This is a genomic window from Pararhodobacter oceanensis (assembly GCF_003076755.1).
Taxonomy (GTDB): Bacteria; Pseudomonadota; Alphaproteobacteria; order Rhodobacterales; family Rhodobacteraceae; genus Pararhodobacter; species Pararhodobacter oceanensis.
On sequence record NZ_QDKM01000002.1, the window covers coordinates 622428 to 636443 of the forward strand.

Consider the following 14016-nt stretch of genomic DNA (forward strand, 5'->3'; position numbering starts at 1 on the left):
CGGGGCTTCTGGACAGGGTCTGCGCGTCAAGCTACCAGACAGTATGACCGATTTATCACATATCACCGTGCGCGGCACATTGACCGCGAACCGCCCGCTCGACGGGTTGACCTGGCTGCGTGTGGGCGGACCGGCGGACTATCTGTTCCAGCCCGCCGACGCCGAGGATCTGGCCGCATTTCTGGCCGCGCTACCGCCCGAGGTGCCGGTGTTTCCGATGGGTGTGGGCTCGAATCTGATCGTGCGGGACGGGGGGATTCGCGCGGTGGTGATCCGGCTTGGACGCGGGTTTAACACGATTGAGATCGACGGTGACAGGGTCACAGCGGGGAGCGCGGCGCTGGATGCGCATGTGGCGCGCCGGGCTGCCGAGGCGGGGTTGGACCTGACGTTTTTGCGCACGATTCCGGGCTCGATCGGCGGCGCGGTGCGGATGAATGCGGGGTGTTACGGGCAATATGTAGCGGATCGGCTGGAGAGTGTCCGCATGATCTTGCGGGATGGCACGCAGCGGGAGGTTCCGGCGGCGGAGTTGAACCTGCAATACCGGCAGTCGGATTTGCCCGAGGGGGCGGTGATTACTGCGGCCATTTTCCGCGCGCCTGCGGGCGATCCGGCGGAGCTGGCGGCGCTGATGGAGGCGCAGCTGGCCAAACGGGATGCGACGCAGCCGACCAAGGAGCGCACGGCGGGGTCGACGTTTCGCAATCCGGCGGGATATTCCTCGACCGGGCGGGCGGATGATACGCATGAGCGCAAGGCCTGGGCGGTGATCGAGGCGGCGGGGATGCGCGGCGCAACCCTGGGCGGAGCGCAGATGTCGCCGAAACACGCGAATTTTCTGGTCAACACCGGCGGTGCTTCGGCGGCGGATCTGGAAGGTCTGGGCGAGGAAGTGCGAAAAAGAGTATTCCAAAACAGCGGGATTTCGCTAGTATGGGAGATCATGCGGGTCGGCGAGGCAACGCCACCGCAGGATTGAGCGGGCAGTAGACCTGCGCGGCCGGGCACAACCTATAATCTATGACCGGCTGTTAACTGAAAATTGGGGCGCAAAGCCCTGGATGAGGCAGTGTTGGTGGGTATGTCGAGCAGGGCACCCTCCACAGTGGCGGTTTTGATGGGTGGCATCTCGGCTGAGCGCGAGGTGTCGCTGTCGAGCGGGCGCGAATGCGCCGCCGCGCTGCGGGAGGCCGGATATCGGGTCGTCGAACTCGACGCCGCGCGCGATCTGGCGCAGCGGTTGGCGGAGCTGCGGCCTGATGTCGCGTTCAATGCGCTGCATGGCCCCTTCGGCGAGGATGGCTGTGTGCAGGGTCTGCTGGAATGGCTGGGCATCCCCTATACGCATTCGGGCGTGCTGTCCTCGGCGCTGGCGATGGACAAGCAGCGCACCAAGGATATTTACCGCGCCCATGGGCTGCCGGTGGTGGAAAGTGTGCTGGCCGCGAAAACCGAGGTGCGCGCGCGGCATGTGTTGGCGCCGCCCTATGTGGTGAAACCGTTCAATGAGGGCTCGTCGGTTGGCGTCTGGATCGTCGGCGAGGAAAACAACGGCCCGCCGCAGTTGGACGAGGCGATGCCCGAGGTGGTGATGGTCGAAGCCTTCGCCCCGGGCCGCGAGTTGACCACCAGCGTGCTGGGCGACCGCGCGCTGACGGTCACCGATATCGTCACCGAGGGCTGGTATGATTACGACGCGAAATACCTGCCCGGCGGCTCGCGCCATGTGGTGCCTGCCGAGGTGCCGCAGGAGATTTTCGACGCCTGTATGGAGTATGCGCTGCGCGCCCATCAGGTGCTGGGCTGTCGCGGGCTGAGCCGCACGGATTTTCGCTGGGATGAAGCACGCGGGCTTGAGGGGTTGGTCTTGTTGGAGACCAACACCCAGCCCGGAATGACGCCGACCTCGTTAAGCCCCGAGCAGGCGCGGGTGACGGGGATGGAATTCCCCGATCTGTGCCGCTGGTTGGTGGAGGATGCCTCGTGTCAACGGTGATCCGTGATCGCAATCTGACGCCCCCTTTGACGCGGCGCGAGGCCCAGCCCTTCGGGCAATCATTTGCACAGCCATATGGACAGGTCGGAAGACAGGCGGCGGCCGGGCAGATGGCCGAGCCGGGCGCCGGACCTGCCGGATATAGCACCGGACAAGATACCGCGCCGCCGGTTGGGCAGGCTGGCGGTCACTCTGGGGGTCACTCTGGGGGTCAGGCTGGCGGGCAGGGCGCTTGGCAATGGCCGGGCGCGCGCGACGGGGCGCCGCAAAAGCTGCGCCATAACCCGATGCCGCGGCAATGGGACTGGCCCGATCCGCTGGAGGTGGCGCCGCCGCAGGTGACGCCGCGCAGCCCGCAGACTCCCGAGGTCGTGCCCCATGCGGCGCGCTGGCAATGCGATCCGCTGCCCTGCTGGCCCCTGTTGGGGGATGGCGAGGGCGGGGATCTGGTGGCCGATTTTGACCCCGCCGATGCGGGCCGTGATGAGGGTGATGATGGGGGCGCCACTGATCTGCTGGATCAGGGGGCGATCCCCTCGGCGCTGTATACGCCGCAAGGTTCGACACAGGGCGCGCGGATGCGGCCCCAAGCGCGGGGCTTGTCGGATGCGCCCGCGCCAGATGCTGCGACACAGCCTGCGGCGCAGGCATGGCCAGCGCAAAGCTGGGGGCAGGCCAGTGTTCAGGGTGTGGCGTCGCATTCGATGGGGCAATCCATGGGGCAGTCCATGGGCGCGCAACAGGCGGCGCAGAGCTGGGCCGCGATGTCGGTGTTTCCCGAGGAAATGCACCAGCAGGTCGATCCCTCGCCGAGCCGCACGATGTACCGGCTTAACCGGCTGTGGCTGACGCCGATGGTGCGCCATTTTGTCCGCGTGGGCCTGCCGATCCTGCTGAGTTTCGGGCTGGCGATTGGCTGGGTGGCGGATGAGACGCGGCGGGCGGATCTGGTCGCCGGTCTGTCCTCGCTGCGGATGACCCTCGAGAACCAGCCGATGTTTCAGGTGAGCGAGATCAACGTCGAGTCGCGCTCGCCCGAGATTGCGCAGGGGGTGGCGCAGATGCTGGATATCACCTTCCCGATTTCCTCGTGGCAGTTGGATCTGGAGGCGCTGCGCGACCGTGCCGAAGCGCTGGATGCGGTCGATAGTGCCTCGCTGCAGGTGCGCGCGGGCGTGCTGGAGGTGGTAATCGAAGAGCGGATGCCGGCGATGATCTGGCGCAACGGCGGGGTGCTCGATCTGGTTGACGCGGGCGGCCACCGTGTGGCGCGACTGGCAACGCGGGCGGCGCGCCCCGATCTGCCGCTGATCGCCGGACAGGGCGCCACCGCGGTGATTGACGAGGCACATGCGCTTTGGGCGGCGGCCTCGCCGCTGCATGAGCGGCTGCGCGGGCTGGTGCGGATCGGCGAGCGCCGCTGGGATGTGGTGCTGGATCGTGACCAGCGGATCATGCTGCCGGCGCGCGGTGCGGTGGCTGCGCTGGAACAGGTTCTGGCGCTGGATATGGCGGAAAACCTTTTGTCGCTGGATGTGCAGGTCGTCGATCTGCGCAATCCGACGCGACCGACCCTGCGCCTCTCATCCGAGGCGATAGCGGCACTTTATGAAAATCGACAAGACACAAGCGGAGCGCAAAACAGATGACGGATCTTTATCAGTCGCAGCGTGCGATGCGGAACATGCGCCAGCAGGCTATGCAACGGGGTGTTCTGGCGGTTCTGGATATCGGCAGCAGCAAGGTTGCCTGTCTGATCCTGAAATTCGGCGTCTCGGAGGGCCCGCGTGAGGGCTCGGGCGTTGGCGCGCTGGCCGGACAGGCGGCGTTTCGGGTGATCGGCGCGGGCACCACACGCTCACGCGGGGTGCGCTTTGGCGAGATTGCGGCGATGCAAGAGACCGAGCGCGCGGTGCGCACCGCCCTGCAGCGGGCGCAGAAGCTGGCGCAGACGCGGGTGGATCATGCGATCCTGTGTTTCTCGGGCGGGGACGCGCGGTCTTACGGGCTTGAGGGGATGGTGGAACTGGAGGGCGCGCATGTCAGCGAGGATGATATCGCGCGGGTTCTTGATGCCTGCGATGTGCCCGATCTGGGCGCGGGCCGCGAGGTGTTACACGCGCATCCGGTGAACTTCATGCTCGACCACCGCAGCGGGCTGAGCGATCCGCGCGGGCAGGCGGGGCGGCAGTTGGGCTGTGACCTGCATCTTTTGTCGGTCGAGGCCGATGTGGTGCAAAATCTGGTGCATTGCCTCAAGCGCTGCGATGTCGAGGTCGCTGGGCTGGCGGCGGCGTCTTATGTGGCGGGACGCGCGGCTTTGGTCGAGGATGAGCAGGAGCTGGGCGCGGCGGCGATTGATTTTGGCGGCGGGGCGACCAGCCTGTCGATCTTTATCAAGAAACATATGGTCTATGCCGATACCGTGCGGCTGGGCGGCGATCATATCACCAGCGATATCGCCAAGGGGTTGCAGATCCCCTATTCGGCGGCGGAGCGGATCAAGACCTTCCACGGCGGCGTGCATGCCACCGGCAAGGACGACCGCGATGTGATCGAGATCGGTGGCGATAGCGGCGATTGGGAGAAGGACCGGCGCACAATCACCCGCTCGGAACTGATCGGGATTATCCGCCCGCGGGTCGAAGAGATCCTCGAGGAGGTGCGGGCGCGGCTGGATGTAGCGGGGTTCGATCATCTGCCCAGCCAGCAGATCGTGCTGACCGGTGGTGCCAGCCAATTGCCCGGGCTCGATGGGTTGGCGGCAAAGATCCTCGGCCAGCATGTGCGGCTGGGGCGTCCGATCCGCGTGCAGGGGCTGCCACAAGCGGCGACCGGCCCGTCGTTCTCGGCGATTGTCGGTCTGTGCCAGTTTGCCGCCTGTCCGCAGGATGAATGGTGGGATTTCGACATTCCCGCGCAACGTTTCGCCGCGCGCCCGTTGAAACGCGCGATGAAGTGGTTCAAGGACAATTGGTAAGCATTCGAGATTGGTGATACGGGTGAATAACGGCGCAATGAGGCTTGAAAATGGAATTAGGGCGACTTGTGGCGAGAATTCGCCGGTTCGATGGACATATGATTCGTTTTTTAGATGACGACGACTCGCTGACGCGTTAGAATCACTTAAAAAATCGAGCAAATCACCAACGACCGGACGACCAGCCGTGGCAAACGGCAAAGGCAAACCGGCAGATACAGGCGGAACAGGCAATGGCACTTAACTTTATCCCGACCGAAGACACGGATTTGACCCCGCGGATCACCGTTTTCGGTGTTGGCGGCGCTGGCGGTAATGCGGTCAACAATATGATCGAGCAGAACCTTGAGGGCGTCGAATTCGTCGTGGCGAATACCGACGCGCAGGCGCTGCAGCAGTCCAAAGCGCGCTCGCGCATCCAGTTGGGGGTTAAGGTCACCGAAGGGCTGGGCGCCGGTGCGCGCGCCTCGGTCGGGGCCTCGGCGGCCGAAGAGACGCTGGAAGAGATCATCGACCATCTGGGCGGCGCGCATATGTGCTTTATCACCGCCGGTATGGGCGGCGGCACCGGCACCGGTGCGGCGCCGATCATCGCGCAGGCCGCGCGTGAGTTGGGCGTGCTGACCGTCGGTGTGGTGACCAAGCCTTTCGCCTTTGAGGGCGCCAAGCGGATGAAGCAGGCCGAGGCCGGTGTGCAGGCGCTGCAAAAGGTCGTCGATACGCTGATCATCATTCCGAACCAGAACCTGTTCCGTCTGGCCAATGAGCGCACCACCTTCACCGAGGCCTTCAGCCTTGCCGATGATGTGCTCTATCAGGGCGTGAAGGGTGTCACCGATCTGATGGTGCGTCCGGGGATGATCAACCTCGACTTTGCCGACGTGCGCGCGGTGATGGACGAGATGGGCAAGGCGATGATGGGCACCGGCGAGGCTGCGGGCGAAGACCGCGCGCGTCAGGCCGCCGAGAAGGCGATCGCCAACCCGCTCTTGGATGAAATCAGCCTGAACGGCGCCCGCGGGGTGTTGATCAACATCACCGGCGGCAGCGATCTGACGCTGTTCGAACTGGACGAAGCTGCCAATCTGATCCGCGACAAGGTCGATCCGGAAGCGAATATCATCGTCGGTTCGACGCTGGATGACGCGATGGAAGGCATGATCCGCGTGTCGGTGGTCGCCACCGGTATCGACGCCGCCCATGACGCGCAGTCGCTGGATGTGCAGCGCCGCCGTCTGGCCGAGCCGCTGCCGGGTCATGCGCCCGCCTATGAGGCCGAGCCCGAGCCGCAGCCGGTTGCCGAACAGGATTACGGTCAGGATCACGGCTATAACGCGCCGCAGGAGCATTACGCGCCCGAGCCGCAGGCCGAGACCTATGCCGAGCCGCTGCGCGCGGTCGAGAGCGAGCCGCGCTATGAGCCGCAATATGAGGCGCGCGCCGAGTATCAGCAGGAGCCGCGTCACGAACAGCGCCACGAGCCCCGTCAGGAGCAGCCGCGTGCAGAATTCCGCGCCGTGCCGCGCCAGCAGACCTATGCGCCCCAGCCCAGCAATCACCAGCCAAGCAATCACCAGCCGAGCAACCAGCAGCCCAATCCGCAGCAGCAGGCCTACGGGCAAGCGCATGGTCAGGCCCATGGTGGGGCCGCGCCGGTGCAGGATGAGTTCGATCTTGACGATGTGCTTGGCGAACAGGCCGGCACACCGCGCACCACGGTGATGGTGAACCCGTCGCGCGGGGCGGCGCCGCAGCCGCAGCACCAGCAGATGGAGGATGCGGCGAGTTTCACCGCGCCCAGCCGTCAGCGCAGCTCGGGCCAGCCCTCGCCCGAGACCCTGCAGCGCCTGCGCGAAGCGGTGCTCAAACAGCCCGAACAGCAAGAGCCGCGCGCCCAGCAGCAGTATGAGCCGCGTCAGGAGATGCGCCAGCAGCCGCAGCAGCATCAACAGCCCCAGCCGCAGGCGCGCCAGCATGCGCCGCAGCCGGTGCCGCAAGCTGCACCGCAGCAAGAACAGGCGCAGGAACGTCCGCGCTTTGGCGGTCTTGGCGGGCTGATCCACCGCATGGCCGGGTCGGGCGGTGAAGCCACCGCCGCGGCACCGCGCCAGCAGCCGCCGATCCAGGCTTATGACGATGAACCGCAGCATCGCGGCTCGCAGGACCGGATCGAGATCCCTGCCTTCCTGCGTCGGCAAGCCAATTAACCGCTAGCGGGCGATCACTTCGCCGCTTTGCATGGCCTTGAAAGAACCGGCGATTGCCGGTTCTTTTTCATTTATATCAATGACTTGGGTGTATTGATTGGCGGGTCGGCGGATTCTCGCGCATATGTGAGAAGCGTGTTACATCGTGTTACAAAGCGTGAGTTGAGCTTTAACCCTTTGCTTCCTAATACAGTTCCAGCAACAACAACCACAGGCTTGTCTCCGTGCAAACCACGCTCAACACATCCACGCGCTTTCACGGCGTTGCCCTGCATTCGGGGCAGAAGGTCACGCTGGCCGTGCACCCCGCACCGGTGAACCACGGGATTGTGTTCGAGCGCAGCGATCTGGATGGTGCCGCAGCGCAGCGCCGGATCAAGGTCAGCCCGGCGGCGCTGATCGAGGCCAGCCTCTGCACGGTGATCGGCAATGATCAGGGTGTGACGGTGTCCACCATCGAGCATCTGATGGCGGCGCTGGCCGGTTGCGGGATACACAACGCGCTGGTGGTGCTGGACGGGCCGGAAGTGCCGATCCTTGACGGCTCTTCGCGGCCCTTCGTTTCGGCCTTTGTCGGCGTGGGTATGCGCGGACAGGATGCGCCCCTGCGCGCCATTCGCCTGCTGCGTCCGGTGAAGGTGCGGATGGGCGAGGCCTGGGCGCGGCTGGAACCGGCGGATCAATTCTCGATGGCTTTCGAGATTGATTTCCCCGATGCGGCGATCGGACGTCAGCAGCTGGAATTGCAGCTTTGCAACGGCACCTTTGTGCGTGAACTCAGCGACAGCCGCACGTTTTGCCGCCAGTCGGATGTGGATTTCATGCGTGCCAACGGGCTGGCGCTGGGTGGCTCTTATGAGAACGCGGTGGTGGTCGAGGGCGACGCGGTGCTCAGCCCCGGCGGGCTGCGCCATGACAATGAGCCGGTGCGCCATAAGATGCTGGATGCGATGGGCGATCTGGCGGTGGCCGGTGCGCCGATCCTCGGGCGCTATGTGGGCCACCGTGCCGGTCATACGCTGACCGGTCGTCTGGTGCGCGCGCTGCTGGCAGATCCGCTGGCATTTGAATGGGTTACCATCAATGACGAGCAGGCGCATTCGCTGCCCGGTGCCGGTGTTTGTGCCAAGGATCTGGCCCTCGCTGCCTGAGGCCTGCGCGCGCGGGTTCACGTAGGGGCGGGCGCATTGCTTGGCCGGTGGCTTCGCTGGTGGCTTGCCCCACAGCTTGACCTCGCGCTAACTTCCCGTTTTCGTGACACTTACCTTGGCAGGTTTTCGCGCAATGTCGTTTTGCGCCGCCAATCTATCTGTGTTACGAGATGCGGCAATCTCCGCCACAGGCGGGTTCGGAATCGGCTGGGGTCCGGTCGGGAGATGACATAGGGTCCGGTTGGGAATGAGTCGGGAATGCCGCGCAAACAGGTCGCGGTGCTGCCAAGGGGACGACACAAGAATGAGCAACGCTTTGCAGGGGATGCGGCGCCGGGTGGTGACAGTGGCAGTGGCCGGAGTAATGGCCGTGACGGTCTCGGCCTGTTCCGACCGCGTCAGCAGCGACGAGCCGCTGGACGGGTTTTCCGCCGAACAGATTTTCCAGCGCGGTGAATATGTGCTGGAGACCAACGCCCGCCCCGATGCCGCGATGCGCTATTTCCGCGAGATCGAGCGGCTTTACCCCTATACCGACTGGGCGCGGCGGGCGATTGTGATGCAGGCCTATACGCTGCACCGTGACCGCCAGTATGAAGAGGCGCGCACCGTGGCGCAGCGGTTCCTGGATCAATATCCCGGTGATCCCGATGCCGCCTGGGCGTCTTATATCGTGGCGCTGACCTATTACGACCAGATCGAGGATGTGGGCCGCGATCAGGGGCTGACCTTTCAGGCGCTGCGCCATCTGCGCTATGTGATCGAGGAATATCCCAACACCGAATACGCGCGTTCGGCGGTGTTGAAATTCGATCTGGCCTTCGACCGTCTGGCGGCCAAGGAAATGGAAATCGGGCGCTATTATCTGGCGCGGGGCAATTATGCGGCCTCGGTGAACCGGTTCCGCGCGGTGGTCGAAGAGTATCAGACCACCACCCATACGCCCGAAGCCCTGCACCGTCTGGTCGAGGCCTATCTGGCGCTTGGCCTGCGCGATGAGGCGCAGACGGCGGCGGCGATTCTGGGCCATAACTTCCAGTCGAGCCCCTTCTATCAGGACAGCTATGACCTGCTGACCCGCGCCGGATTGACCGACAGCGCCTCGGGCGAAAGCTGGCTGCGTGAGGTTTACCGCCGGACCATTCGCGGCGATTGGATCTGATACGGGCAGGATCGGGGCCGGAATGCTGCGGATATTGACGATCCGGGACATGTTGCTGATCGACAGGCTGGAGCTCGAGTTCCAGCCCGGTCTCAATGTATTGACCGGAGAGACCGGCGCGGGCAAATCTATCCTATTGGATTCGCTTGGTTTTGTTCTGGGCTGGCGCGGGCGGGCGGAATTGGTCCGCCAAGGCGCGGCGCAGGGCGATGTCGAGGCGGTGTTCGAACTGGGCGCCGGTCACGCAGGCCGCGCGGTGCTGGAAGAGGCGGGTATAGCCTGTGACGGCGAGGTGATCCTGCGCCGCGTCAACACCGCCGAGGGCCGCAAAAACGCCTGGATCAATGACCGGCGGGTCTCGGGCGAGGTGCTGCGGGCGCTGTCGGATACTTTGGTGGAATTGCATGGCCAGCATGATGATCGCGGGCTGTTGAACCCGCGCGGGCATCGGCAGTTACTGGATGCTTTTGCCGGTGTCGAGGGGCTGCTCAAGGAGGTGCGCCGCGCGTGGCGGGCGCTGGCCGAGATGCGCCGTGCGCGTGAGGCGGCGGAGGCGCGGCTCAAGGAGTTGCGCGCCGAAGAGGAGTATCTGCGTCACGCGGTGGCGGAGCTGGATAAACTCGATCCGCAGGCCGGTGAAGAGGCCGATCTGGATATCCGCCGCCGCCGCATGCAGGCGGCGACACGGCTGCGCGAGGATGTGCAGCGCGCGCGGCAAGCGATTGGCGAGGACGGGGCCGAGCGGCTGGGATTGGACGCGCTGCGCTGGCTTGAGGATGCCGCCGAGGGGCTGGAAGGGCAGTTGGACGCGGCGCTCGAATCGTTGGGGCAGGCGCTGGCGCATCTGTCGGACGCGCAGGCCGGTGTCGATGCCTGTCTGGACGCGATGGACACCGATCCGGCGACATTGGAACAGGTTGAGGAACGGCTGTTTGCCCTGCGCGGATTGGCCCGCAAACACGGGGTGTTGGCCGATGAATTGGGGCCGCATGCCGAGGCTTTGCGCGAACGTCTGGCGGCGCTGGATGCGGGTGACAGCGATCAGGCGGCGCTGGTCAAAGCCGAGGCCGAGGGCGCCAAAGCCTTTGACGCGGCCTGCGCGGCATTGAGCGCGGCGCGGCAGGAGGCGGCAGCGCGGCTCGATACGGCAATGGCGCGCGAATTGGCGCCGTTGAAAATGGAGCGCGCGGTCTTCACCACGGTGATCAGCGAGGGCGAGCCGGGGCCGGAGGGCTGCGACGCGGTGCGTTTCGAGGTTGCCACCAACCCCGGTGCGCCGACTGGAGCATTGAATAAGATCGCCTCGGGCGGGGAACTCTCGCGGTTCCTTTTGGCGCTGAAGGTCTGTTTGAGCCGTGGCAACAGCGGGTTGACGCTGATTTTTGACGAGATCGATCGCGGGGTGGGCGGCGCCACTGCCGATGCGGTGGGCCGAAGGTTGCGGGCGCTGTCCGAGGGCACGCAGATTCTGGTGGTCACCCATAGCCCGCAGGTGGCGGCCTTGGGCGCGCATCACTGGCGGGTGTCAAAGGCGGTGATCGAGGGGCAAACGCTCAGCAATGTGATCCCGCTTTCCGCCGAGGAGCGTATTGACGAGATTGCGCGGATGCTCTCGGGTGATACGATAACGCAAGCGGCGCGGGGCGCGGCCAAAGCGCTGATCTCTGCGCATTGACGGGTCGGGGAAACCGGCCCTCACCCTGATTGGAGGCCGGGTATGACACGGAAAATCAAGATAATTGCGGCGCTGGCCGCGGGCACGATGCTGGCGGGCTGTATGAATATCCCCGATTACCGCGGCGGCTTTGGCAGCCCTGGACGGGTCTCGCCGGCGCAGCCTTCGGCGCCGCTTGGCACTACGGCAACCCCGCAGGCGAGCGCTGCCGAGAGTGCTTGCACCGAGGCCGGACGCGCGGCCGGGTTTGACGTGCAGGGCGTGGTCGGCACCCATGAGGTCATCGGCACCGGCGGTCTGCCGCAATCGCGGGATGTGATGCTGCGCGTGGCCCGCGGCGGCCAGAGTATTGAGGTGCGCTGCAGCTACGCTTATGTGGATGGTTCTGCCAATATTATGACGCTGTGATCGGCGGTTCAGGAGACCCCTATGAGTGACGAGACCACGCCGACCGGCGATTTGACCCTGCGCATTCAGGCAATGCCTTCGGATGTGAATATCAACGGTGATATTTTCGGTGGCTGGGTGCTGAGCCAGATGGATATCGCCAGCGGGATCATCGCCGGCCAGCGCGCCAAGGGGCGGGTGACCACGGTGGCTCTGGATGCGATGAAGTTCATCCGGCCGGTGAAAGTCGGTGATGTGATGTGCATCTACGGGCGGATCGAGCGGGTCGGGCGCTCGTCGATGGGGGTGTTGATCGAGGCCTGGGCGCTGCGCCATGCGACGGGCGCGCGCGAGAAGGTGACCGAGGCGATGTTCACCTATGTGGCGATCGACGGCTCCGGCCGCCCGCGCGCGGTGCCGCCGGAGTAGGGGGCCGACCATCTGGCGCGGCATTGACCATCCTCTGGCCCGGGGCCACCCCGGGCCGCGCCCGACCCTCCCCATGGGAGGGCGCCTTGGCGATGTCGCTTGTCGCTTGGGCGACATCATTGCTTTGAAGCATAGCGCGCTGTGGAGCGGTGGTTTGCGCCCACCCAGGGTCAGGCGCGTCCCGGGGGCCACTTGTGCCAGACAGTGGGACGATGCGCCTCTTACCTGAGAACCCGTCCGCTGACGCCCGCCGCAATGCCATCTACCACAGTAAATCATAGCGCAAAGGGCAGCGCCCGACCCTGGGTGGGCGCAGATGCCGGTTGAACATCGCGCTGCGCTCTAAAGCATGAATGCCGCGTGCGCTTTGCATGACATCGCCGATGCGCCCTCCCGGGGGGAGGGTCGGGCGCGGCCCGTGGTTCCCACGGGCCTGACAGTGAGTTAGAGGCGCGCGGTATCGCGTCAGTATCTCTCAACGAATTCTCAAACAAAAAAGCCCCCTCACCGATCACGGCGAGGGGGCTTTTTTGTTAAATTCTGGAGCGGGTAGCGGGAATCGAACCCGCACGTTCAGCTTGGGAAGCTGACAGGCTACCACTACATCATACCCGCGTAGGCGCCGATTTAGACCCGTGGTCGGGTCGCGTCAAGCGCCGGATGACGGAGACCCGATCAGAACGGGATTTCGTCGTCCATATCCGAGGGGCCACCGTAGCCGCCGCCACCGCCGCCGCCCTGCGAACCGCCCGAGCTGCGCCCGCCGCCGCCGTAATCACCGCCGCCGCCGCCCATCGGGTCGCTGCCATAGCCGCCACGGTCTCCGCCACCGCCACCGCCGCCACCATCACCGCGGCCACCGAGCAGGGTCATATTGCCCGAGAAGGGGCGCACCACGACTTCGGTTGAATAGCGGTCATTGCCCGACTGGTCCTGCCATTTGCGGGTTTCCAGCTGGCCTTCGATATAGACCGTCGAGCCCTTGCGCAGATATTGCTCGGCAATGCGGCCAATCGGCTCGTTGAAAATTGCCACCGAATGCCATTCGGTGCGCTCGCGGCGCTCGCCCGAGGCTTTGTCGCGCCATTGCTCGGACGTCGCGATGCGCAGGTTAACCACCTTGCCGCCGTTCGAGAACGTGCGCACCTCGGGATCGCGCCCGAGATTACCAATCAAAATCACCTTGTTGACCGAACCTGCCATGACTTCCCCTGCGAATTAGCGTCGAATCTGTTCCCGCAAGGGGTACACCAAAGGCGCTGGATTGGAAACGGAGATAAACCGCCCCGCAGCGCTTCGGGTGGCAAAGCCTTGCCGAGCGGCGCCTGTGGCCGTGCTGTTGGCTTGGCGTGGCGGTGTTTTCTGCCTATACTGCGCGGCACTCGGGCCTTGGGGGGCCTTTTGGGACAATGGGGATTGGGCAATGCGTAGAGTATTGATTGCCTTGGCGCTTTGCGGTGCTGCCGGAGTTTTCGGCGTTGTGATGCCGGATGCGGCGCAGGCCAATGGCTTGCGGCTGGGCAGTGGCGGGACGCAGGTCTCGCGGGCGGATACCTTTGCGGCACAGACGCGGGTGATGGATTCGCGGCTCTCGCGGCAGTATTCGGCCAGTCTGGACACAGCGGAGTCGGGGCCGGTGGCGCGCTATAGCGGCAGCTATTCTGGCGAGTTTGTGCCGATGGCGCGTGCCGCGGCGCAGCGGCACGGGATACCGGCGGATCTGTTCCTGCGACTGGTGCATCAGGAAAGCCGTTGGAACCCGCAGGCGGTGTCTTCGGCCGGGGCGCGGGGGCTGGCGCAATTGATGCCGGGCACGGCGCTGCTGCTGGGGGTGAACGCCGATGATCCGGCGCAGAACCTTGATGGCGGGGCGCGCTATCTGCGGCAGATGTATGACCGTTTCGGCGATTGGCGCTTGGCGCTGGCGGCCTATAACGCGGGGCCGGGCGCGGTCGAGCGTCATGATGGTATCCCGCCCTATGAGGAAACCACCGCCTATGTGCGCATCATCATGGGTGCGGGCTAA

Annotated in this window: 12 protein-coding genes and 1 tRNA gene; 11 read left to right on the forward strand and 2 right to left on the reverse strand. The window is 65.1% G+C overall.

Annotation, left to right across the window (positions count from 1 at the left end; genetic code table 11):
* Positions 1 to 43 precede the first annotated feature (43 nt).
* From murB to DDE20_RS07425, 10 genes are all read left to right on the forward strand, one after another.
* Positions 44 to 982: a UDP-N-acetylmuramate dehydrogenase gene (murB, locus tag DDE20_RS07380; protein ID WP_116557800.1), complete on the forward strand. Its 939-nt coding sequence runs from the start codon at positions 44 to 46 to the stop codon at positions 980 to 982.
* Between the two features lie 102 nt (positions 983 to 1084).
* Entirely contained in the window at positions 1085 to 1999 is a 915-nt protein-coding gene (locus tag DDE20_RS07385; RefSeq protein WP_205961631.1) for a D-alanine--D-alanine ligase, read from the forward strand.
* A 287-nt stretch (positions 2000 to 2286) separates the two neighbouring features.
* Positions 2287 to 3648 (forward strand): cell division protein FtsQ/DivIB, encoded by a 1362-nt coding sequence (locus DDE20_RS07390; protein ID WP_165814446.1) that lies wholly within the window; start codon positions 2287 to 2289, stop codon positions 3646 to 3648.
* The gene (ftsA, locus tag DDE20_RS07395; RefSeq protein WP_116557803.1) at positions 3645 to 4979 is read left to right on the forward strand and encodes a cell division protein FtsA; all 1335 of its coding nucleotides are present in this window, start codon (positions 3645 to 3647) and stop codon (positions 4977 to 4979) included. The genes DDE20_RS07390 and ftsA overlap by 4 nt, the downstream gene beginning before the upstream one ends.
* A gap of 233 nt (positions 4980 to 5212) precedes the next feature.
* Positions 5213 to 7186, forward strand: coding sequence for a cell division protein FtsZ (gene ftsZ, locus DDE20_RS07400; protein WP_116557804.1), 1974 nt, complete (start codon positions 5213 to 5215; stop codon positions 7184 to 7186).
* A gap of 224 nt (positions 7187 to 7410) precedes the next feature.
* Entirely contained in the window at positions 7411 to 8337 is a 927-nt protein-coding gene (gene lpxC / locus DDE20_RS07405; protein WP_116557805.1) for a UDP-3-O-acyl-N-acetylglucosamine deacetylase, read from the forward strand.
* A gap of 304 nt (positions 8338 to 8641) precedes the next feature.
* Positions 8642 to 9499, forward strand: a complete 858-nt coding sequence (locus DDE20_RS07410; protein ID WP_276308524.1) for an outer membrane protein assembly factor BamD — start codon at positions 8642 to 8644, stop codon at positions 9497 to 9499.
* A 22-nt stretch (positions 9500 to 9521) separates the two neighbouring features.
* Positions 9522 to 11174: a DNA repair protein RecN gene (gene recN / locus DDE20_RS07415; RefSeq protein ID WP_116557806.1), complete on the forward strand. Its 1653-nt coding sequence runs from the start codon at positions 9522 to 9524 to the stop codon at positions 11172 to 11174.
* Positions 11175 to 11216: 42 nt separating this feature from the next.
* Positions 11217 to 11582 carry a hypothetical protein gene (locus DDE20_RS07420; RefSeq protein WP_116557807.1) on the forward strand — a complete coding sequence of 122 codons (366 nt, stop codon included), beginning with the start codon at positions 11217 to 11219 and terminating at the stop codon, positions 11580 to 11582.
* A 21-nt stretch (positions 11583 to 11603) separates the two neighbouring features.
* Positions 11604 to 11990: an acyl-CoA thioesterase gene (locus DDE20_RS07425; protein ID WP_116557808.1), complete on the forward strand. Its 387-nt coding sequence runs from the start codon at positions 11604 to 11606 to the stop codon at positions 11988 to 11990.
* Between the two features lie 541 nt (positions 11991 to 12531).
* Here the strand turns inward: DDE20_RS07425 and DDE20_RS07430 are convergent.
* Positions 12532 to 12605, reverse strand: a tRNA-Gly gene (locus DDE20_RS07430).
* A gap of 60 nt (positions 12606 to 12665) precedes the next feature.
* On the reverse strand, positions 12666 to 13193 hold the full coding sequence (ssb, locus tag DDE20_RS07435; RefSeq protein ID WP_116557809.1) for a single-stranded DNA-binding protein: 528 nt from the start codon (positions 13191 to 13193) through the stop codon (positions 12666 to 12668).
* A gap of 220 nt (positions 13194 to 13413) precedes the next feature.
* Here ssb and DDE20_RS07440 point away from each other — a divergent pair, with 220 nt between their 5' ends.
* The gene (locus DDE20_RS07440; protein ID WP_116557810.1) at positions 13414 to 14016 is read left to right on the forward strand and encodes a lytic transglycosylase domain-containing protein; all 603 of its coding nucleotides are present in this window, start codon (positions 13414 to 13416) and stop codon (positions 14014 to 14016) included.

Bases quoted from the DNA above. Each gene is read 5' to 3' on its own strand.
- murB (WP_116557800.1), top strand. From the start codon at position 44: ATGACCGATTTATCACATATCACCGTGCGCGGCACATTGACCGCGAAC.
- DDE20_RS07385 (WP_205961631.1), top strand. From the start codon at position 1,085: ATGTCGAGCAGGGCACCCTCCACAGTGGCGGTTTTGATGGGTGGCATC.
- DDE20_RS07390 (WP_165814446.1), top strand. From the start codon at position 2,287: ATGCCGCGGCAATGGGACTGGCCCGATCCGCTGGAGGTGGCGCCGCCG.
- ftsA (WP_116557803.1), top strand. From the start codon at position 3,645: ATGACGGATCTTTATCAGTCGCAGCGTGCGATGCGGAACATGCGCCAG.
- ftsZ (WP_116557804.1), top strand. From the start codon at position 5,213: ATGGCACTTAACTTTATCCCGACCGAAGACACGGATTTGACCCCGCGG.
- DDE20_RS07410 (WP_276308524.1), top strand. From the start codon at position 8,642: ATGAGCAACGCTTTGCAGGGGATGCGGCGCCGGGTGGTGACAGTGGCA.
- recN (WP_116557806.1), top strand. From the start codon at position 9,522: ATGCTGCGGATATTGACGATCCGGGACATGTTGCTGATCGACAGGCTG.
- DDE20_RS07420 (WP_116557807.1), top strand. From the start codon at position 11,217: ATGACACGGAAAATCAAGATAATTGCGGCGCTGGCCGCGGGCACGATG.
- DDE20_RS07425 (WP_116557808.1), top strand. From the start codon at position 11,604: ATGAGTGACGAGACCACGCCGACCGGCGATTTGACCCTGCGCATTCAG.
- ssb (WP_116557809.1), bottom strand. From the start codon at position 13,193: ATGGCAGGTTCGGTCAACAAGGTGATTTTGATTGGTAATCTCGGGCGC.
- DDE20_RS07440 (WP_116557810.1), top strand. From the start codon at position 13,414: ATGCGTAGAGTATTGATTGCCTTGGCGCTTTGCGGTGCTGCCGGAGTT.